The organism is Algoriphagus resistens (assembly GCF_001442615.1).
In the GTDB taxonomy this organism is placed as follows: Bacteria; Bacteroidota; Bacteroidia; order Cytophagales; family Cyclobacteriaceae; genus Algoriphagus; species Algoriphagus resistens.
This window is the reverse complement of the sequence record NZ_LMXN01000005.1, coordinates 1-19,423: the sequence shown is the minus strand read 5'-3', so window position 1 is coordinate 19,423 and position 19,423 is coordinate 1. Positions and strand designations below refer to the sequence as shown.

Annotated in this window: 20 protein-coding genes; 7 read left to right on the top strand and 13 right to left on the bottom strand. The window is 41.8% G+C overall.

The window, feature by feature from the left end; genetic code table 11:
- The first annotated feature begins 2 nt into the window (after positions 1-2).
- Positions 3-692, top strand: coding sequence for a murein L,D-transpeptidase catalytic domain family protein (locus AS141_RS10685; protein WP_057937659.1), 690 nt, complete (start codon positions 3-5; stop codon positions 690-692).
- Here the strand turns inward: AS141_RS10685 and AS141_RS10680 are convergent.
- From AS141_RS10680 to AS141_RS10660, 5 genes are all read right to left on the bottom strand, one after another.
- Positions 672-2,336, bottom strand: coding sequence for a L,D-transpeptidase family protein (locus AS141_RS10680; protein ID WP_157243435.1), 1,665 nt, complete (start codon positions 2,334-2,336; stop codon positions 672-674). The genes AS141_RS10685 and AS141_RS10680 overlap by 21 nt on opposite strands.
- Before the next feature lie 269 nt (positions 2,337-2,605).
- Positions 2,606-4,246: a L,D-transpeptidase family protein gene (locus tag AS141_RS10675; RefSeq protein ID WP_082632259.1), complete on the bottom strand. Its 1,641-nt coding sequence runs from the start codon at positions 4,244-4,246 to the stop codon at positions 2,606-2,608.
- 11 nt (positions 4,247-4,257) lie between these two features.
- Positions 4,258-5,106 carry a 3-deoxy-8-phosphooctulonate synthase gene (gene kdsA / locus AS141_RS10670; protein ID WP_057937657.1) on the bottom strand — a complete coding sequence of 283 codons (849 nt, stop codon included), beginning with the start codon at positions 5,104-5,106 and terminating at the stop codon, positions 4,258-4,260.
- On the bottom strand, positions 5,093-5,677 hold the full coding sequence (locus AS141_RS10665) for a KdsC family phosphatase (protein WP_057937656.1): 585 nt from the start codon (positions 5,675-5,677) through the stop codon (positions 5,093-5,095). The genes kdsA and AS141_RS10665 overlap by 14 nt, the downstream gene beginning before the upstream one ends.
- Entirely contained in the window at positions 5,659-7,200 is a 1,542-nt protein-coding gene (locus tag AS141_RS10660) for a carbon-nitrogen hydrolase family protein (protein ID WP_057937655.1), read from the bottom strand. Before AS141_RS10660 ends, AS141_RS10665 begins: the two co-directional genes overlap by 19 nt.
- Before the next feature lie 163 nt (positions 7,201-7,363).
- Between AS141_RS10660 and AS141_RS10655 the strand changes: the two genes are divergently transcribed.
- Positions 7,364-8,266 (top strand): mechanosensitive ion channel family protein, encoded by a 903-nt coding sequence (locus AS141_RS10655; RefSeq protein ID WP_057937654.1) that lies wholly within the window; start codon positions 7,364-7,366, stop codon positions 8,264-8,266.
- A 51-nt stretch (positions 8,267-8,317) separates the two neighbouring features.
- Positions 8,318-9,241 (top strand): DUF6089 family protein, encoded by a 924-nt coding sequence (locus AS141_RS10650; RefSeq protein WP_057937653.1) that lies wholly within the window; start codon positions 8,318-8,320, stop codon positions 9,239-9,241.
- A gap of 22 nt (positions 9,242-9,263) precedes the next feature.
- Here AS141_RS10650 and AS141_RS10645 read toward each other — a convergent pair whose 3' ends face one another.
- Positions 9,264-9,725, bottom strand: coding sequence for a GNAT family N-acetyltransferase (locus AS141_RS10645; protein ID WP_057937652.1), 462 nt, complete (start codon positions 9,723-9,725; stop codon positions 9,264-9,266).
- 81 nt (positions 9,726-9,806) lie between these two features.
- On the opposite strand from AS141_RS10645, the gene AS141_RS10640 reads away from it, so the two are divergent.
- Together AS141_RS10640 and AS141_RS10635 are read left to right on the top strand one after the other, a co-directional pair.
- A complete protein-coding gene (locus tag AS141_RS10640; RefSeq protein ID WP_057937651.1) occupies positions 9,807-10,313 on the top strand; it encodes a RidA family protein in 507 nt (168 codons plus the stop codon).
- A 226-nt stretch (positions 10,314-10,539) separates the two neighbouring features.
- Complete coding sequence (locus tag AS141_RS10635; RefSeq protein WP_057937650.1) at positions 10,540-11,160, top strand: HPP family protein; 621 nt, start codon at positions 10,540-10,542, stop codon at positions 11,158-11,160.
- A 47-nt stretch (positions 11,161-11,207) separates the two neighbouring features.
- Here the strand turns inward: AS141_RS10635 and AS141_RS10630 are convergent, their stop codons facing one another.
- The 5 genes from AS141_RS10630 to AS141_RS10610 all read right to left on the bottom strand — a co-directional run bounded on the left by AS141_RS10630 (position 11,208) and on the right by AS141_RS10610 (position 16,195).
- A complete protein-coding gene (locus AS141_RS10630) occupies positions 11,208-13,391 on the bottom strand; it encodes a S41 family peptidase (RefSeq protein ID WP_057937649.1) in 2,184 nt (727 codons plus the stop codon).
- A gap of 64 nt (positions 13,392-13,455) precedes the next feature.
- A complete protein-coding gene (locus AS141_RS10625; RefSeq protein ID WP_057937648.1) occupies positions 13,456-14,151 on the bottom strand; it encodes a hypothetical protein in 696 nt (231 codons plus the stop codon).
- On the bottom strand, positions 14,138-14,515 hold the full coding sequence (locus AS141_RS10620) for a GntR family transcriptional regulator (RefSeq protein ID WP_057937647.1): 378 nt from the start codon (positions 14,513-14,515) through the stop codon (positions 14,138-14,140). Before AS141_RS10620 ends, AS141_RS10625 begins: the two co-directional genes overlap by 14 nt.
- A gap of 1 nt (position 14,516) precedes the next feature.
- Positions 14,517-15,341, bottom strand: a complete 825-nt coding sequence (locus tag AS141_RS10615; RefSeq protein ID WP_057937646.1) for a hypothetical protein — start codon at positions 15,339-15,341, stop codon at positions 14,517-14,519.
- The gene (locus AS141_RS10610; protein WP_057937645.1) at positions 15,338-16,195 is read right to left on the bottom strand and encodes an ATP-binding cassette domain-containing protein; all 858 of its coding nucleotides are present in this window, start codon (positions 16,193-16,195) and stop codon (positions 15,338-15,340) included. Before AS141_RS10610 ends, AS141_RS10615 begins: the two co-directional genes overlap by 4 nt.
- 92 nt (positions 16,196-16,287) lie before the next feature.
- Here AS141_RS10610 and AS141_RS10605 point away from each other — a divergent pair, with 92 nt between their 5' ends.
- On the top strand, positions 16,288-16,821 hold the full coding sequence (locus AS141_RS10605; protein WP_057937644.1) for a GNAT family N-acetyltransferase: 534 nt from the start codon (positions 16,288-16,290) through the stop codon (positions 16,819-16,821).
- A gap of 173 nt (positions 16,822-16,994) precedes the next feature.
- Here the strand turns inward: AS141_RS10605 and AS141_RS10600 are convergent, their stop codons facing one another.
- Together AS141_RS10600 and AS141_RS10595 are read right to left on the bottom strand one after the other, a co-directional pair.
- On the bottom strand, positions 16,995-17,813 hold the full coding sequence (locus tag AS141_RS10600; protein ID WP_057937643.1) for a ferritin-like domain-containing protein: 819 nt from the start codon (positions 17,811-17,813) through the stop codon (positions 16,995-16,997).
- Positions 17,814-17,837: 24 nt separating this feature from the next.
- Positions 17,838-18,539, bottom strand: a complete 702-nt coding sequence (locus AS141_RS10595) for a ferritin-like domain-containing protein (protein WP_057937642.1) — start codon at positions 18,537-18,539, stop codon at positions 17,838-17,840.
- A gap of 374 nt (positions 18,540-18,913) precedes the next feature.
- On the opposite strand from AS141_RS10595, the gene AS141_RS10590 reads away from it, so the two are divergent.
- On the top strand, positions 18,914-19,423 hold a 510-nt coding region (locus AS141_RS10590), incomplete at its 3' end, for a 3-keto-disaccharide hydrolase (RefSeq protein WP_057937641.1).

Below are 19,423 nucleotides of genomic sequence, written 5' to 3'. Positions count from 1 at the left end.
TTATGCTTTATCAAACCATTGCAATTACCTTCCTTTTATTCATAGGAAGTTTCCCCCATCCAGACTTCAACGTAAAAAGCCCAACAATCACCATCTCCATCGATCCTGTCACAACCCTATATGATGGCTTGCATGCCTCCACAGGAGCTTTGCCTTCCAAGGAGGTCTTCCTATTGGCTTACCAAGGCTGGACCAAAATGAAAGACAACCTCAAATCAAAAGTCCTGACTGTGATTGATTTCAGTATGCCTTCTACTGCCAAAAGAATGTGGATCATCGACCCGGAAAAGGGGAAAATCCTCATGAATTCGGTAGTATCCCACGGAAGGAATTCTGGAGATCTGATGGCAAAAGCTTTTTCAAATCAACCGGAATCTTTCAAAAGTAGCTTAGGATTTTATAAAACCGCCGAAACATACTCCGGAAAACATGGATATTCGCTCCGGTTGGACGGCTTGGAACAAGGCTTTAACGATCAGGCAAGAAACCGTGCCATTGTAATCCATGGGGCAGATTATGCCAGTGAAGAATTTGCAAAGTCGGTAGGAAGATTGGGGCGAAGTTTAGGATGTCCGGCACTTCCAAGTGAGCTTTCTGCCAAAGCCATCGACATGATCAAGGAAGGATCTTTGCTCTTTATCTATGGTAAAGACGATAATTATCTTACCAAATCAAGCCTTATCCAAGCTTGATCTTTTGCTTTGCAACGCTTTTAATAGTGCTTCATCCCGATCATATACATCCGATCTAAAATTGGCTTTACCATTTTGATCAGCCCAGAAGGTCATGTACAATAGGACAACAGGAATCTTTTTATCTAGCTCCACTATCGTTTCTTCATCCTGATGCATGGCTTCCTGGATCTTTTCATCATCCCATTCCTTTTCATCGAGTAGAATTTTGGCGAACTGATCAGGATTCTGGATTCGGATACATCCATGACTCAGTGCCCTATTTTCCTTTTCGAAAAGGCTTCTCGCGGGGGTATCATGGATATAGATATTATATTCGTTGGGAAACATAAACTTTACCAGCCCAAGTGAATTATCTCCTCCAGGCTTTTGACGGATCCGATAGGGGAAATCTTTCTCGGCATCATTCCAATTCACATTTTTCATTTTCACAGGTTCACCGGAATCAGAAACTACTTCCATATTTTTCTCTGCCAGGTACCCCTTGTTTTTCTTAATGGATGGGATAATCTCATTATTGGTTATAGACTCAGGAATATTCCAATACGGGCTGAACACAATATAACTCATCGGTGAAGTGAATGTCGGTGATTCATTGTATTCCTTACCTACGATTACTTTAGCTGTAAAAACCGTATCTTTCTTATCAAGGTAATCCAATTGGTAATTAGCAATATTCACTACCACCATTTCCTGGCCCCAATCCATCTGTGGCATCCAGCGAAGCCGCTCCATATTAATAGAAGCAATATCGATCAGATCTTGAGGGGATTTATTTAGTGATTCAGCCACCAACGCCCCAATTACACCATCTGGATTCATCCCATTGGCTTCCTGATAGTTCTGAAGGCCGGCAAACATGGTGGAATCAAACAAAGTCGGGTCTTTCATAGTATAAGGCTTCAAAAAATCCCAAAAGATCAATCGCTTCCGTAAAGCAGGTATAGCATTATGCTTTTCCCCCACTTTGATCGCTCCGTCTACCGATTCAAAATCCCAGGAAAGCGTATCATTCTTTTGAATCTGATAAAGCTCTTCGATAGCTTTCCTTCCCTGTACATATAATTCTGAATGAGGATAGAGTTCCTCAAAAATTTTCTCCACAGAGCTTCCATTTGCCACTTCCTCTAGTAAAGCAGTGAAGTTCACATCTGTTTCTTTCTCTTCAAATTTCCAGCTGGGATCCAACGTAGAAGGATCAACTTTCCCTTTTACCAAGTCATGTACCAAAGTCAAAAATGCATCGCTCAGCATCAGCTCCAAACTGACTTTATCCTGAGATGAGAGATTTCTGAATTTCTTATTTTCCTTGTCAGGGTTTGAAGAGAGTTCATAGATTTCCTCCAAATGGTAATCAGCTGGCTGCAAACCATCGTATTTGGCATTTTCAATCTGCTTTAGCAGTTTATCTCCGGAATTGGAAAGAGAGCCATTGAAGAGCCAAACTTCCAGATAATTCCTATCTGCATAAAAAGTACGGATATCCTCTACATGATCAGACTGTGCTAAAACACCCGTGCTCTCACCAGTTAGGCTCTTCTCCAGTTCATCGGTGATGTCAGATCTGCGCTGTGTGAAAAACAATAGCAGGACTACTGCCAGTACACCCACAGCTACTATGGGGACAATTATCTTTTTGCTCATGAAAGGCGTTTTTGTATTTGCCTTTTCTTGTTCAAAGTTCATACGCTTAAATTTCTTAACAAAGAAAACCGTATAAACCCGATACTTTTACTTAACTGTCAGGGATTTAGGAGAAAAATAAAACTGAATAATAAAATTCAAACAAACTACGCACCGAGACTGTAATTACCCACTTTGGGGTGGATAGCCTGATTTTCTCCTCGTTTATCATTCACGGAGCGCCTCCCCGCCTCCGGTAGGTAGTTTCACAGATCGCAAAAACAACAATCTCATTTTCGTAACTCACTTAAAACTTCTCCATCTCTGTCATAGATATCTTGCCTAAAATGACCCAGTCCCCTAGTATCCGCCCAAAATGTTAGGTAAAGTAACACAACAGGGATTTTACGGTTTAAAGTCACAATCTGCTCCTTGCTTTGACGCATTGCCTGATCGATTTTTTCCCTGGTCCACTTAGCATCATCCTTCAGAAGTAAAGCGGCAAAATCTGCAGGATTCTGAATACGGATGCAACCATGGCTCAGCGCACGGTCTTCCCTGATAAACAGGTTTCTGCTAGGCGTATCGTGAATGTAGACACTATATTCGTTGGGAAACATAAATTTCACCAAACCCAGCGAATTGTGAGGCCCGGGCTTTTGGCGGATCATATACGGAATGGATTTCCCGCTCCAATTAACAGAAGTGGGATCCACAGGCTTGCCCGAGGGAGTCACCAATTCCATGTTTTTCTGGACAAGGTAATCTGGATTTTTACGAACTGCCGGCATTATTTCATTTCGCACGATGGAAGTGGGCAAATTCCAGTATGGACTAAACACGATATAGCTCATCGCTGAAGAAAAAATCGGAGAGGCGTGGTATTTAGTACCTACGATCACACGCGTCGAAAACAGCGTGTCACGGTTGCTGAGGTAATCCAATTGATAGTTGGCAATATTTACCACTATCATCTCTGCACCCCGTAGGGTATCTGGCAGCCAGCGGAGGCGCTCCATATTAACCGCTGCCCTATCGATGAGGTCAGCGGGGGACAGATTCAATGCATTGATGGTGTTTTTGCCCAAGGCTCCATCAGGTTCCATTCCATTTCTTTGCTGAAATTTTTGAACAGCCACAAACATGGTCGAATCATATTCCTTTTCGTCGGCATAAGTATAAGGGGTTAGGTACTTCCAAAATGTCAGACGCTCCCGCAAATTTGGAACCCCGCCGTTAGTCTCGCCTACTTTAATGGTTTTGGAGATTTTAATTGCCTTCCAGTTAAGTGTATCCTGCTTTCGGATTTCATCCAAACTACGTATTACCTCTCGTCCTTTCTTATAAATCGTCAAGGTGGGATAGAGCCTCTCAAAAGATTGTCTTATCTGCTGCTTTCCCAGTGCTTCTTCGAGCAATTCATTGTAAGAAACTCTGGCTGTTTTAGCTGTGATGTGCCAATTCCCTGCAAGATCCTGAGGATTCACCTTTCCTAATTCCAGATGTGCTGCCAAATGGAAAAATGCATCGGATAACAACAGCTCCACGTCTGCCAGATCATCCAATGCATTGGGGCTTGCCAGCTTCTTGTTAGACTCAAATTGTATAAAAAATTCATTGATCAGATCTAAGTGGTAATCTTTGGGATTGAGCCCATCAAACTTGCTCTGCATTATTTCAAAGCGAAGCTCGTATGCAAGTTCTGTCAGTACACCATTTTTAGTCCATGCCGGTTCAAATATACGATTGGTATAGAACTGGTGAATTTCGCCTTTGGCAAAAAGTTCGTTCTTTCGCACGTTTAGAGGAACATCAGGTTGATCCAGCTCTAACCTTAGCCTAATATTATCAGAGAGGTTGTTACTTTGAGCAAAACAAAAAAGCCCCGGAGCAAGACTCAGGAGCATTAAAAGTAATACTTGTTTATTCATAGCTAAGATAGTTATTCAACTTCAAAATCCTGATATTTTCTACCCAGCGTCCAGGCATCTTTCAGCATCTCCAGAAACTCACCCATTTTGTGGAGCGGAATCAGATTTGGTCCATCGCTAAGAGCTTTGGAAGGTTCAGGATGAGTTTCTATAAAGAAGCCGTCAATCCCGGTAGCCGCCGCTGCCCTTGCCAAAACCGGAGCGAATTCCCGCTGTCCCCCACTACTACCACCTTGTCCACCCGGCTGCTGTACTGAGTGCGTAATATCGAAAACTACCGGTGCAAACTGCCGCATAATCGGAAGGCCGCGCATGTCCACTACCAGATTGTGATAGCCAAGAGAAAAACCTCGCTCAGTAAGACAGACATTCTCGTTTCCTGTAGATCTTACCTTGCTCACCGCATATTGCATGTCTTCTGGGGCCATAAATTGTCCACGCTTGATTTTGACAGCCTTTCCACTTTCACCTGCGGCTATTAGTAAATCCGTCTGCCGACAGAGAAATGCAGGAATCTGTAACACATCCACCACTTCTGCTACATCCTTCACCTGATAACTTTCATGGATATCGGTAACAAGAGGCACGTTGAGTGCATTTCCCACACGCTGCAAAACCTCCAGTGACCTGTCCATGCCTATGCTTCTGAATGAGCTGGAAGATGTCCTATTCGCCTTGTCAAAAGAGGCCTTGAACACATAAGAGAATCCATGCTGCTCTGCCCATTCCTTGGTTTTGGTTCCTATTTCCAGACAAATATCATAACTCTCCACTGCACATGGGCCAGCAAACAAAACTGGTTTTTCTTCACCAAGTATTATGGAATCTGTGATACGCATGGGTTTGTTATTTTTTTGCATTTTCCTTTTGGGATAAAGTTTCAATCAATGGGACTAATTGTTCGTTGGCATGCAGAAGAATATCTCCCACTTCACGGAATACACCCTCTCCACCTTTGAAGCGGGAAACGTAGTGGGCTATAGGCTTCACATATTCCAGCGCATCGTGCGGTACTACTGCCAAACCAACTCGCGCCAAAATAGGAAGATCGATCAAGTCATCACCAATAAAAGCGACTTCTTCCGCCTGAAGCTCAAGTGTCTCCAAGATTTCTTCAAACTTCTTAGCTTTGTTTTTCACGCCGTGATAATGGAAATCAAATTTGAGTTCTTCGCAGCGGTTCTGCACCACATAGGATTCTCTTCCTGTGATTGCCCCGACCATCAGACCGCTTTTGCGAAGGTGATAGACAATCAAGCCATCTTTTACATTGAATTTTTTAAATTCCAGCTTATTATCATCATAGATAATACCGCCATCCGTCATTACTCCATCTATGTCAGTGATGAGAAGTTTTATGTTTGCTGCCCTTTCCCAAATTCCCTCAGGTAAATGGGCAAAGTAATCAGCTACTATTTTTTCTGTTTCCATTGGATTGAATAAAGGTCGAGCCTTCTCTGCTCTAGGTTTCGTACACTTCCTGCTTTTCGTAGCTTGGTCAAAAGATCCAAATCCACATCTGCTACGATGATGGTTTCTTCATTCTCTGAAGCCATTGCCACTACAGCATCATGGGGAAAAGAGAAATCTGAAGGAGAATAAATGGCCGCCTGAGAATACTGTATATCCATATTCTCTACTTTCGGGAGATTACCTACAGATCCGGTTATCGCCACATAGCACTCATTTTCGATCGCGCGGGACTTTGCACAGGTATTTACGCGTAGGAAAGCATTCTTGGTATCTGTCCAAAATGGCACAAACAAAATATCCATTTCCTGCTCTGCCAGAATTCTTCCGAGCTCGGGAAATTCAATATCATAACAGATCAGAATCCCTATTCTCCCGGCATCGGTATCAAATACATTTATCCCATTTCCTCCCTGTAGCCCCCAATAGGATGCCTCATCCGGTGTGATATGAAGCTTGTATTGTTTGTCCTGCGTCCCGTCTCTACGGCAGAGATAACTCACATTCCTAAGTTTTTTCCCATCGTATTCGGGCATGGAACCTGCGATCACATTCACGTTGTAAGACACCGCCAGGTCACTCATCCGACTCACTATTTCATCGGTATAATCTGCAAGATTCCTAATTGCCTCCGATGCATCCATGTCATTGAACTCAGCCAAAAGTGGGGCATTGAAAAACTCCGGAAGTAAGCAGAAATCCGATTTGTAGCCAGAGACAGTATCAATAAAAAACTCCACTTGCTGCATCAGATCATCTACATTCGAGAACCTACGCATTTTCCACTGGACCAATCCCAGACGTACGATGGACTTTACATTACCGATTAGCTTCTCATCCTTTTCATAATAGATATTGATCCATTCGAGGAGTGTCGCATAAGCTCTGGAATCTGTGTCAGAAGGTAAATATTTCGTAATCACTTTCCTTACATGAAATTCATTTGCTATCTGGAAAGACAGCACCGGATCGTAGATTTCCTTGTTTTTCACCAGGTCTATGTACTTACGCGGAGTCATTTCCTCCGCATAATTTTTATAGCCAGGAATTCTCCCTCCCGCGATGATGGATCTCAGATTTAGGTTTTCGCATAGTTCTTTCCGAACATCATAAAGACGTCTACCAAGCCGCATCCCCCTATAATCAGTATGGACAAACACATCCGTTCCATACAGCGTGTCCCCATCTATATCGTGGGTATCGAATTTTCCAAAACCGGTAATCTGATCATAGGTGTGGTTGTCGCCAAACTTCATATAGTCCACGACAATACTCATAGCAGCAGCTACAAGTTTACCGTTGTCCTCGATGCCGATCTGTCCTTCCGGAAAGACTTTCAGTTGGTTTTTGAGCTCCTCTTTAGTCCAAGCACCTCCTTGGTTTTTATAAATGGAAACCATGATTTCCCGGATATCATCGTAATCCGAGAGTTTAATATTTCTAAGCTTTAGTCTATGCTCCAGCTCTTCTTTTTGCTTACTCATGCTTCAAAATTAGCCAAAATGAATCAATAAATTTCAAGGTCGTTCTATTCACAGTCCATAAGAACAATCTATCCTTTTGTAAGTTCTAATAGAAATGTATTAGATTAAAAGCCTATTCGGATTCTCTCTGAATGGAATATCCTAAATCGGCACATTTATACATATGCAAGACGGAATCAAAGAGGTAGCAAAGGAAAAAACATCAGGCTTTATAGAGTGGGTTGAGCAAATTCTCAATCACAGTCTGGTGAGTCTGGGAGATTCCAGACTTACTGTTGGATTGATTTTCACCTTAATTATATCCTTTGTAGTTCTTTTCATTATTGCTGAATGGATACGGAGATTGCTGGTTCACAAGGTTTTAACACGGTATAAGATTGAGGCGGGCACACGGTCCTCTATCGGCATGATAGTCAAATACATCCTGATTTTAGCGGGAGTATTTTCCATCTTACAAACCAATGGGGTTGACTTAAGTGCTTTTGGGATTTTGGCCGGAGCACTGGGTGTTGGTATTGGTTTCGGTCTGCAAAATATCACCAACAATTTTATCTCCGGGCTAATCATTTTATTCGAGCAGCCTATAAAAGTGGGCGATAGAATAGAAGTAGGTGATGTGGCTGGCGATGTAATCAGGATTTCTGCGCGTTCTACAACTATAATCACAAATGATAATATAACCATCATTGTCCCTAACAGTCAGTTTATTGACAGTCCCGTGATTAATTGGTCTCACAATGACCGGAATATCCGCTTCAATTTCCCTGTAGGAGTAGCTTATAAAGAAGACCCTGAAAAGGTGAAAAATATACTTATTGAAGCGGCAAATGAAAATAAAGGGGTGCTTCAGACTCCGGCTCCTGATGTTCTTTTCGACAGCTATGGTGACAACAGCATCAATTTCATTCTTCGGGTATGGTCTTCAGAATATATAAATAGACCAAAAGTGCTAAAAAGCCAGTTATATTATGCAATCTTCAGAAAATTTGGTGAGCAAGGAATAGAAATCCCATTCCCTCAGCGTGATCTTCATCTTAAATCCGGATTTGAAAAGTTGGAAAATTAGCCTAATTTTCTTTTGAAATCCTATTTCAGAAAAATCTGGCGAAGGCCAACTATGAAAAAGATACTAATCATTTTTCTTTTCCTTTCCTCTTCGTCGGTCTATTCCCAGAGCTTTTATCGCTTTCGTTTTGAAGAACCCTGGTCATTTTCTGCTAGTGCCGGAGCCACTCAATATTATGGTGAACTGTATTCCTTCTGGAAGTATAACGAAGGGGTGCAACCGGACTGGAATGCCAACATTGCAGCGCACTATACATTTGGTACGAACTTAAGAGCCCGGCTTGATTTCTCTTACATCAAAATGTCCGGGCAGGATCCCCCGTCAGATCCCCGCGCCCATAGAGTAGCTAGAAATCTTGATTTTAGAGCGCAGAACTGGGAGACTACAGCCATGGTAGAATATTATTGGTTTCCCGTAAAGCTTCCCAACATCCATCGATCCTTGTGGAATCCGTACATTTTTGCTGGAATAGGGATGTCTACAAACAATCCAGAGACTCAACTGGACGGCGAATGGGTAGATCTTAGACCCCTTCAACTGGAAAACAATCCTTATGAGCGTTATATCATCACATTCCCGATGGGATTGGGTCTGAAATACAAAATCAATGTTTACATGGACCTCTTCTTGGAAGGAAATTACAGGTTCACACTTACCGATTACATGGATGATATCTCCGCCTACAATATCAGTGAATTCTACTTGGATCTGGTAGATGATTATGTTACAGGAAATAACCCAGACCGCCTGAGGTTAGCTGTTCGTAACCCTGATTTCCTTAATGACAATGGCTTCCCAGATGTAGATAAAATCCTAAAGAATGGCGGAAGAATCCGTCGTGGTTCAGGTTTAACGCACCGATATGATGGCTACATGACAGTGAACCTGGGAGTGGAAATTTACCTTTCCCCGGACATTTGGGACAACTTCTTCCTCCGAAACAGAGTGAATGAAAAAGCTTTCCGATTCTGGTAAACCGGAATTTGGGATTTGAGATTTATAGATCCAGTTCCATTTTTATATCGCATCTGCAATACTTCCCCTCTTCGGGTTCTGCGGGTTTAAATCCTAACTTTTGATAGATCCTTAAGGCAGGAGTAAGCTTGGAATGCGTGTAAAGCACAACTTTTTTGGCTCCCATTTCCTTGGCGTTCTCCAAAATCGTCTTTGCTAATAATATCCCTACTCCTTTGCCTTGAGCACTGGCAGTCACCCCCATTTTGATCAGTTCATAGATATCCTCAGAGACTTTGTGTAAGCCTACAGTTCCAACAATCTCTTCACCCAGTTTTGCATAAATTATAGTGCCACCGGGCTTAAGGATAGTATCTTCAGGATTGTCGAACTGAGCCTGATCAAATGCCTCAATTGAAAAAAGATCCTCAACCCAAACTTGGTTTATAGATTTGAAGAAAGGGCTTAGATCAGCAGAAAAAGGCACTATTTCTATCTTGTCCATCAGAACAACTTTTTAGAGTATGAAAACCAAAAGTAAAAAGAATCACTTAGCTTAGAAATACGAAACCACAAAACCTAAGCTATGTATCGCACCAAAGTCATTCTCTTGTTTTTCCTAATGTTTTATTCTTCTTTGGCAATTGCCCAATCTCCTGAAGAACAACTCAAAAAGCTTGGTTTAGAGCTTCCTGAAGTTGGAACTCCCATCGCCAATTACGTAAAATGGAAACAAGTCGATAATATGCTATATTTATCCGGAACTGGCCCCGATGTTTTTGGCAAAGTCGGCGCCGAATTATCAGCAGAAGAAGGATATCAGGCAGCCAGGGAAACGGGTTTAGAGATTATTGCTGTATTGAAAGCCGCCACCGGGGACCTAAGCAGAATCAAGCAGTTTGTAAAGGTGTTGGGAATGGTCAATTCCGCTCCTGACTTCACCAAACAGCCAGCCGTGATCAATGGCTTTTCTGATCTGATGGTGGAAATTTTTGGAGAAAAAGGAAAACATGCCCGATCTGCTGTGGGTGTTGCCGCTTTACCAAACAATATGGCAGTTGAAATAGAGTTAATCGTAGAATTACAAGATTAACAGATCTCTTTCTTAGATTCTCAACTTAACTAAATCCCTTTATAAAGAATGTGAAAATCCCACAACCATCATTTCAACAATTCTCTTTATTTCCTCGGATTAATAGCTAAAACCGGAAATTTTTCCTGTATTTTTGGCCAAAACCACATCAAAACTGAATCATTTCGGATAATTGATGTGGTTTTTTCAGTTTTAGTCAAAAAACCAGTTTAGAGTTTTCATCAAGATGAAGAAACATTTTCAGCGGGGAATCCGTGTTTCCCGCTACGTCTTTTACAAGGAAACGCTCATAGATGCAAAGGAACATTTCTGGTCTTTCTTGGGTGCCTTTGTGGGAATTGGACTGATCACCTATTTTCACAGCAACTCTCTGAATGGCTATGAAAACCTGTTCCTGATCGGCTCCTTCGGTGCATCTAGTGTGCTCGTGTATGGCCTGATAGGCAGCCCCTTGGCACAGCCGAGAAATCTTGTCGGCGGGCACGTCGTTTCCGCAATAGTGGGTGTAACGGTAAACCTCCTGTTTCCTGGGACATTATGGCTTGCCGCTCCACTGGCCGTAGCCTTTTCTATCGTCCTGATGCAGATGACCCTTACCCTCCACCCTCCAGGTGGCGCTACAGCTTTGATCGCCGTGATCGGATCTGAAAAAGTGAAAGCATTGGGCTATATGTATGTGCTCTCACCTGTACTGACTGGATCTTTGATCTTGCTGCTGGTTGCTTTGATTTTCAACAATATCACTTCGCATAGACAATACCCTTCAAATCGACCGTTTAGCAGGACCATGAAATTGATAAGGAAGAAAAGGTTTGCGAGGAAAAGAATTGAGGATTCCATAAATTAGAACCCCCTGTCATAAGTGAATTTCCCGACAAGCATGCCAAGATAATATTAATCTTTCAATAGCACTTCAATTGCCTTTTCCATAAGCTCGTCTCTGTTCTCTCGGATGCCTTCAACAGTCGGTTTGACCACCATGTCAGGGACAATTCCAATCCGCTGGGTTTCGCCTCCATCCGGATAATACACTCCAATTCCCGAAATTCTTGTCTGGAGTCCACCAGGAAGTAAAATAGTTGAAACTTCTCCGTCTGCTCCGGCTGTCGTACTCCCGATTATTGTGGTGTTGTCCCCTGCCCGCAGTGCCATTGCCAAAAATTCACCCCGGCTGATTGTTATTTCATTTACCAACACAACCACTTTTCCTTTATATGGGTCAGTCTCGCTTTGGAGGAATATTTCATCTGTCAAGTAAAACTCTCCTGGGTTCTCCACCATTCCAATACTAAACTTCACGAAAGGGGTTGGGGAAGAAACAAAGTACGCTCCTAACTTGTGGGCTACATTGAGGGCTGGGTATTTACGCAGATCAATTATAAGACCTCTAGTTTCATTTAAATAATCCTTAAACTTGGAAACATGCTCCTCTTTAATAGTCTCAACAGTAAAATACCCAATAGAATCCTCTAGCATCTTGAACGTTTCCAGATTATCATCTGAATGCATATCCAGGTCTTCGTAAGCATACAATTGAATTGTCTCCATATGCTCTTTAAGGTCTTTTGTTAAATATGTAATCGAAATTTCACTGGAATTTGAGCGTAAAAGATCCATAGACATGCTTTTATACTTAACTGGAAGGTTTGATGCGGGATAATATTTAGATTTACTTTCTATAAGCTGCTCAATTCTTTCCCCATTCACTTCAGTGATAATATCACCCAATTGAAGCCCCGTTCTCTCTTTAAATTCATCATTATGGAATCCTGTCACTACTAATTTGTTTTCCACAAAATCAACGTTAACAGGTGGGAATCTCTCTCCCTTCCACTGATAAATTTTATCCGCTGCTCCCCCCAGATAGGCATGTGAATCCTGGATATATTCGATTATTTCAAGTACAGCCAATTCATACTCCAGTTCATTTCCAGCATTTAGAAAACCTGGTATAAATTCTTTTAGTGCAAGCTTCCATTCCCTATCCATTTGATACTTATAGGGAAAGAAGTAATTGATCATATTCCAATACCTGAAAAGTGACAGAAGCCTAAACCCCTGATCTGGATAAGCCATAGTTGAATACATATTTTCATTCTTGAAATCAGGTCTCCCATTATTGGAATTGATTTTCACGAAGAAGTTTCCGTTCTGCGGGCGACTGGAATAGACAGCTAGCAGTGTATTTCTCAGCTTTTCCGGCTGCTCCTCAACCCATTCAAAATCGGTTAATATGAATTTATTCTTGGCAGAAGTCTCACATGTTGTACATTCTTCTAGGGTACCGAGAGTACCGATCCAGTCTATTAAGAGCCGCGTTTTCTCATTCGCATCAGTAGCGTCCAAATATTTTGGTAAAAATCTAAACAATTCATAATCCCAGTTATAATTTCCCTTTGCTATTTCAGGATGATGATATTTCAAAAATCCCCAGACTCTTCCCAGCAACTCCAAATTTTCGATCTGATCGAGAGTCAATTTTCCAAATTCAATAAGAGAACCATTGTCAAACCCATGGTCTGTTATAGCCCTAGGTAATTCTATTGTTTGTATATCATTGCCATCAACAGTTACCTGAAAATCATCAAACCAAGCTTCTCCTTTCCCAACTAGTATTCCTGCAACATATATGTACTCCGCATCTTCCGGGTAAGCGAGGGTAACACTGTACTTCTGCCAATCTTTGGTTCCTATCACCTGTTGGTTTTGCATATTGTCCAATGCAAGCGTATTCCCGTTCCCATCGATTCTTAGCATCAATCCCGCAAATCCATTTTCAACATTGTTGATCTTCATATAACCCTCAAGCTTAATGACATCACCTGAATAATGGGCCGGAATTCTGTAAGCGATACAACCGAAGGCGTTTTCAACACCAGTTGATGCTATTTTTCCCGACTTTATCCCAGAAAATGCCAAAGAATCAATACTCAATTTGTAATCACCCCATTTACCCCAGTCATCTGAAAGTGTATTTCCCTCTTTTTGGTGTTCAAACCCTAGGTTAAATTTCTCTACTTGCTGGGCAAAACAATTCAGTGATGACAATAGAAACAGTAGTACAAAAATCTTTTTCATGGTTGGTTATTTAAAAGTTATAGCGGCTAAGCCAATCAATTGATTGAAAATTAAAATTCAGGGCCTATTTAAATACGAAATGCATTTTCCCATTGATCGAGGTATCAACATTCACCTTGCCTGTTTCCCTAGGAATACCTAGTCTCGCATAATTGCCAACTGTTCCCGAAATCTCCTCGATATCACCAAAAACATTACAATTAGTCTCCGAGAGAGCCATTCCAAATTCTTTCACGGCTTTAAAGGTTAGATCGAATTTTTGTCCTGATTTCAAATACAGATAAGAGAATCCAGAATTTTTCGAAATTGTCACATTATTGTATTCGGAGGTGATTAGAAGAGAATCTTGATTAAAGCCTGCCAAATCAATTTCGGCGGCATTATCCACAATCAGATGCTTCATATTATTTACGCACAAAACATATCCCTCATAATTTCCCCGGCTCAGACTTGCAATGAAAAGTGTGTCGTCTCTCACACTAAAGTTCTGGGTAGGCTCAGCTTCCGATGAATCTATATCTGCACCGAAGAGTTCGTCGTAACTTAACTGATTACTATCTCCAGGGACAATTTTCAAAACAACAGCATCTTCAATTTTTACTACAGTAAAATCCTCCAGAGGATTCATTTTCTTGACAACTCTCCTCATTCCAGGAATTTTATCATAATCGGCAAATTGATGGGAAATCAACAGCGAAGCCATGAGGCTAAGCCAGGCAAACGTCAAAAAGGAAATGATGATTTTATTACTGGTTTTCATGGTCGTTGGATTGAATGGTTTGGATAAGGATTTGCAAATCCTCGGAATTGAGTTTGAGTACTTCTACCTTATGTAGAATAGCAGGAAGCTCGTCTTTCAAAAAACTCCGCTTTTGCATCTTGAGTAGATTAACTTTTGCGTCAGCAGCGACGAAAAAACCGATTCCCCGCTTGTTCTCTATGATTCCCTCCTCTTCCATCAGCGCATAACTACGCATAACGGTATTGCGGTTTACCTCCATATCTACAGCCAGTTCTCTTACCGAGGGGATCTTCTCTCCAGCAATGATTTTTCCCTGAAGAATCTGGTCAGCCACCCAATCCCGGATCTGAAGGAAAATGTTTTTAGTATCGTTAAAATCCATCTTAAACCTCTCGTTCTTTGAGTTTGAGATAGGGCAGCAGTAATGTCAGAAACAAGGCTGGCCAAACCAAAATCGATGAAATAAATATCAATAAGGGTACACCATCCATTACCTCCGGATTATCAATTCGGATAGAATAATTACCACCTGCGCCAAACGGGCTGGCATTTACAAACCAACTCAACCCAAAAAAGCTTCCTAAAAACAAAGCAAGTATTATTACGACAGCAACTGGCATCATAATAAAATTCCATTTACCAAATACTATCCCACCCATAAACATAAGTGTAGGAATTGAAAAGGTTAATCCAAAAACGGCCCAGTATACCATGTTCATGTTTGTCGTTGGAATCCAATACAAATGCAAAACCTCCACCTTTTCTATTTCTGGAAGTTCTGTTTTTTCCAGAAGCGAATGTTGAATAAAATAATATACATCTACTGACAAATTTGCCCCAAGCCAAAAAACAACGGGATAAAGAATTAGGGGTAAGAATAAGCGAAGAAAGACCTGCAGGAGGTACTTTTCCATAGGGCTGGCAGGCAAGGCAAGATAACGGATAGCCATCTTCTTCTCCCTCAAATCCACAAAACTCTGACTGACCCCGAAAACCGATAGAAAAATAAACCCTCCAAAAAAGATAGAATTATAGTCCACTGAACGCCATATAAATCCTGAATATTGATTAAACCAAATTGTTAAAAAAACTCCAAAGGTTATTAAGAAAATCCCACTTGAGCCCATCAGATAAAACCTCTTCTGAAATGCCCACTCAATTCGCAACAGGTTTTGAAAACGATGAAAATCTATTGAATTATTTCTCATAGCATTTCTGGATTTTTAGTTTGAAAAATTGAACTTTCGTCCAAATTATTGCCAATCACGGCATTGAACAGTAGTTCCAGATGTACTTGCGTCTGTACTTCGTTCGATGCCCTTGCCCTGATGAACCGATATCCGGTTCCGGATTTCTCCACATACAGCGCATCCTGTGGAGCATTTATGGCTAAACTGAATTGCAAATGATCCGACAAGTCCAATAAATCAGCATCCAATTGTATCCCCCCATTGTTCAAAATCGCCACCCGATCAATCAATTTCTCCACATCTGCCACCAGATGGGTGGAGATAACCAGGGTTTGGTCTTCATGAAGATTGCCTGTCACTATTTTTCTGAAGGCACTTTTGGAAGGGATATCCAATCCATTGGTAGGCTCGTCGAAAAACAGGAATCGGCAGTTCGTACTTAGCGCAAAAGACAAAAACACTTTTTTCCGCTCTCCCAGTGAGAGCTTATTCATCTTGGTTTTTCTTTTCAAATCAAAATCCCCGAGTATTTGATAAAACCTTGATGAATTAAACTTTGGATAAAAGGCACCCATCACCTTCTCATAAGTGGCAATACGCATTGACCCAGAATAGGCCATATCATCAGTAAGCAGAAAAACGTCTTCAAGAAATACCGGCTTCCTGTCTTTAGGGCACCAGGAATCAACCTTGATGGACCCGTTTTTAGGAAAAAGTAATCCTGTAAGCAAATGTAACAGGGTGGATTTTCCTGATCCGTTTTTGCCAAGAAGCCCTACCACTGATCCTTGCGGGACTGACCAGTGCAATCGCTTAAATAAGGGATCAAATTTTGGATAGGAAAAATTCAAATCTTCAATTGAAATAGACATAGTGTCATAGTGTATTATGACACTAAACTACAAACTAAAATTGAAAATCAAACTTTTCACGTAAGATTTTCTACAAACCCTTAAATTCAGCCATGGATTCACCTTACCTCTTCCAAAGCCAACGACTTGGTTTCCGCACCTGGCTCCCTTCAGATTTACCCGCTTTTAGCGAAATGAACGCTGATAAAGAGACGATGACTTTCTTTCAGCATCCTTTGTCCGAGAAAGAATCGCAGGCTTTAATGGATAGAATGGCCCGACTCTATGCTGAACGGAATCATTGTTATTTCGCTGTTGAACTACTGGAAAACAGGCAATTCTTAGGTATGATTGGACTTGGCACAAAAACTTTCCAAGCCGACTTCACGCCTTGCGTCGATATTGGCTGGCGGATCAGGAAAGAGTATTGGAATCAAGGCTACGCAAGTGAAGGAGCTGGAAGATGTCTTGTTCACGCGAAAAAATTAGGAATAAAAAAAGTCTATTCCCTCGCCTCAACGAAAAACATGGCTTCCATCCGCGTGATGCAAAAAATAGGAATGGAACATGAATATGATTTTGAGCATCCTGACCTCATAGATTATCCTGAATTACAACCCTGCAGCTTATATAAAATTGAGATCTAAAATTACCAGCTTACATTCTTTACAAAAGTCCAGTTTCTGGAGAAGCAGGACAACGAGCTATCCAATGACCTGCACTGTCTTCGGACAACTCTGCGACCGCAGTGGTAAAAAAAAGATGCCACTCCCAAGCGGAAGTGACATCAAACCACTCAACCCCAACTAATGTATTTTTGTTAAGCCAGGAAAAGTGAGGCAATTCCCAGCACAGCTTCTTTGCTAAGTGGCTCATCCCATCCCTCGGATACTGCCCCCGCATCTATACCGGTGAGATTAACTACATTTACACCCCCGTGTGTCACATTTTCTTCTCCAGCATAGATAGCCTGCGTAGGTTCTGGAAGGGATCCTCTGGAGTCATTGGTAATCCAACCTTTTACGTCATCCTGACCTTTTCTGGTCCTTAATCTTCTAACCATTGAAGCATGTCTGGCTTCTACCGAGTGAATAGAAAGTGCAGCTGTCAACACCACATCATTTTCCATTACATTTCCAGCCTGCCCTTTATATGCTCTTACCCCCGTATCTTCAAACGCCTGGGATAGCGCCAAAAACGTAGGATAATCATCGAATGGCATAAAGTTGCCACCAGCAGTAAAGTCAAATTCCGGTTCCGGGACCGGCGATCCCATAAGCACGTTGGAAATCACCTCGTCCAAGAAATTCACATGAGCCAATTCATGATCTCTGATTTTGGTGAAAATCGCCAAATCAGCTCCGTCAATTACTCCTGACTCAATACCCATCTGGTAATACCTGTACTCCAAATGCTCCAGGGTTAAGGCGTAATTCAATACACCGATCAAACTTGCGGTATCCGCCTTTGCCACTTTCGGCAAAGCCGACAGAATCCCAAGTGGAACGGCAGCCATCGCTACTTTCTTACTCATGTCTCCAAACTGGCGGAAAGCCTCTCTTCTGGAGAAAAACATTTCTTTCTCTTCCGGACTATTGGTATCCGGGCACATTTTATCAAGCAAATTTAATAAGTTCATATCTGTGTTGTTTAAAGTGGTGGATTAGGATGGCAACTGACTGAAGTCAATCGGTGTGGTGACAAATGAGCTGGCTGCGGTCAATACTTCAGTAAAATTCAGGGTGCGCTCAAGGCCATTTGCATCGATCAGATCATCTCCTGCAAAATCGGCAGAGCCTGGGTTAATCAAATCTCTGATCGCAGCAGCATGTCTGGCTTCTACTGAAACAATTTTACCTGCGATCAACAGGTAATCGACATTCTCTATGTATTGTCCTGCTCCATTGTAGGCAGCAACCCCCAAGTCTTCAAAAGTCTTTGCAGCTCCCAGGACAGATGTTCTGTTGCTGAAATCTATGGCACTAAAATCAACCTCCAGGTCAGCGATTGCCGCGTCACCTAGTGCTGCTTTGAAAAACTCTCTGTGGGCTCTTTCATGCTTCTCTAAATCCCCCATAATGGTTTTTTCCTCCGCACTTGCATTGGCAAAATAACTTCCTTGCATCACAGCGGCATAAAATGCTGCTTCCAACTGTTCTAAAGCATACGCATAATTCAAAATCCCAATATCACCTGAGCCAAGCATTACCCCTTCCATCGGAGGAATTGGATCCCTATCTTCCACATCTTTACAGCCTACCATGATTAATCCGGCAGCAGCTACCGAAAGTGAGCCTGCTTTAAGGAACTGTCTGCGGTTTGCATTTTTGACCAGTCCCTGAGGCTTGAATAGTTCATTTTTCATTTTTCTGATTGTTTAGGTTAATAATCCGGTTATGGTTTTTATGAGACTTATCTTTAGTCCCTTTTTGATAAATCAGGTACTATGGACTCAATTACGAAGTCCTCTGCACCTCCGGATTTAGCTAACCCCAAAGTTTTTTGAGATCAATCAAAAATTGATTGAGAATCTGAGCCAGGACACTTCTCCTACCAAACCCTCGCTTTTTATTAAAATCCTCCTTTTTAATACCAAGAGCCTTGAAAAAAGCGATTTTATTTGCCACTCTACATTTCAAAATTTTTCATATAAAACCCCAATAAAAATCCTGGACTGCGAAATGAATCTTGTAAATTGTATGGTCCGCCAGCTAATTTTCACCTTCAACCACTTTACCCATGGGATCAAGTTTATTACCACTTTCGCTCATTCTGTTCATCCTTTTTGCATGTAGTGAAGCATCAGTGGATACTCCCACTTCTCTGTTTGATGGGAAAAGTTTTTCAGGATGGCAGGGAGACACCATGAACACCTGGCGTGTTGAAGATGGAATGATTGTGGGAGGGTCCTTGACTGAAACGGTCCCAACAAATGAATTTTTAGTAACCGACAGAAGCTATGATAACTTTATACTTACCGCAAAAATTAAGCTCACCGGCAACGAGGGTTTCATTAATTCAGGGATTCAGTTTCATAGTAAAAGACTATCAGATCCGGATTACGAAATGCAGGGATATCAGGCAGATTGGGGTGAAGACTATTGGGCAAGTCTCTATGATGAATCCAGAAGAAACCGCACCTTGATTGCCCCAGATTCTACACAGGTGGCTTCTTGGATAAATAAAAATGATTGGAACGACTGTGAATTACCCACCCACGGCCGGAGCCGATGGGTTGGGCTTCGGGGA

Bases quoted from the DNA above. Each gene is read 5' to 3' on its own strand.
- AS141_RS10685 (WP_057937659.1), top strand. From the start codon at position 3: ATGCTTTATCAAACCATTGCAATTACCTTCCTTTTATTCATAGGAAGT.
- AS141_RS10680 (WP_157243435.1), bottom strand. From the start codon at position 2,336: ATGAGCAAAAAGATAATTGTCCCCATAGTAGCTGTGGGTGTACTGGCA.
- AS141_RS10675 (WP_082632259.1), bottom strand. From the start codon at position 4,246: ATGAATAAACAAGTATTACTTTTAATGCTCCTGAGTCTTGCTCCGGGG.
- kdsA (WP_057937657.1), bottom strand. From the start codon at position 5,106: ATGCAAAAAAATAACAAACCCATGCGTATCACAGATTCCATAATACTT.
- AS141_RS10665 (WP_057937656.1), bottom strand. From the start codon at position 5,677: ATGGAAACAGAAAAAATAGTAGCTGATTACTTTGCCCATTTACCTGAG.
- AS141_RS10660 (WP_057937655.1), bottom strand. From the start codon at position 7,200: ATGAGTAAGCAAAAAGAAGAGCTGGAGCATAGACTAAAGCTTAGAAAT.
- AS141_RS10655 (WP_057937654.1), top strand. From the start codon at position 7,364: ATGCAAGACGGAATCAAAGAGGTAGCAAAGGAAAAAACATCAGGCTTT.
- AS141_RS10650 (WP_057937653.1), top strand. From the start codon at position 8,318: ATGAAAAAGATACTAATCATTTTTCTTTTCCTTTCCTCTTCGTCGGTC.
- AS141_RS10645 (WP_057937652.1), bottom strand. From the start codon at position 9,725: ATGGACAAGATAGAAATAGTGCCTTTTTCTGCTGATCTAAGCCCTTTC.
- AS141_RS10640 (WP_057937651.1), top strand. From the start codon at position 9,807: ATGTATCGCACCAAAGTCATTCTCTTGTTTTTCCTAATGTTTTATTCT.
- AS141_RS10635 (WP_057937650.1), top strand. From the start codon at position 10,540: ATGAAGAAACATTTTCAGCGGGGAATCCGTGTTTCCCGCTACGTCTTT.
- AS141_RS10630 (WP_057937649.1), bottom strand. From the start codon at position 13,391: ATGAAAAAGATTTTTGTACTACTGTTTCTATTGTCATCACTGAATTGT.
- AS141_RS10625 (WP_057937648.1), bottom strand. From the start codon at position 14,151: ATGAAAACCAGTAATAAAATCATCATTTCCTTTTTGACGTTTGCCTGG.
- AS141_RS10620 (WP_057937647.1), bottom strand. From the start codon at position 14,515: ATGGATTTTAACGATACTAAAAACATTTTCCTTCAGATCCGGGATTGG.
- AS141_RS10615 (WP_057937646.1), bottom strand. From the start codon at position 15,341: ATGAGAAATAATTCAATAGATTTTCATCGTTTTCAAAACCTGTTGCGA.
- AS141_RS10610 (WP_057937645.1), bottom strand. From the start codon at position 16,195: ATGTCTATTTCAATTGAAGATTTGAATTTTTCCTATCCAAAATTTGAT.
- AS141_RS10605 (WP_057937644.1), top strand. From the start codon at position 16,288: ATGGATTCACCTTACCTCTTCCAAAGCCAACGACTTGGTTTCCGCACC.
- AS141_RS10600 (WP_057937643.1), bottom strand. From the start codon at position 17,813: ATGAACTTATTAAATTTGCTTGATAAAATGTGCCCGGATACCAATAGT.
- AS141_RS10595 (WP_057937642.1), bottom strand. From the start codon at position 18,539: ATGAAAAATGAACTATTCAAGCCTCAGGGACTGGTCAAAAATGCAAAC.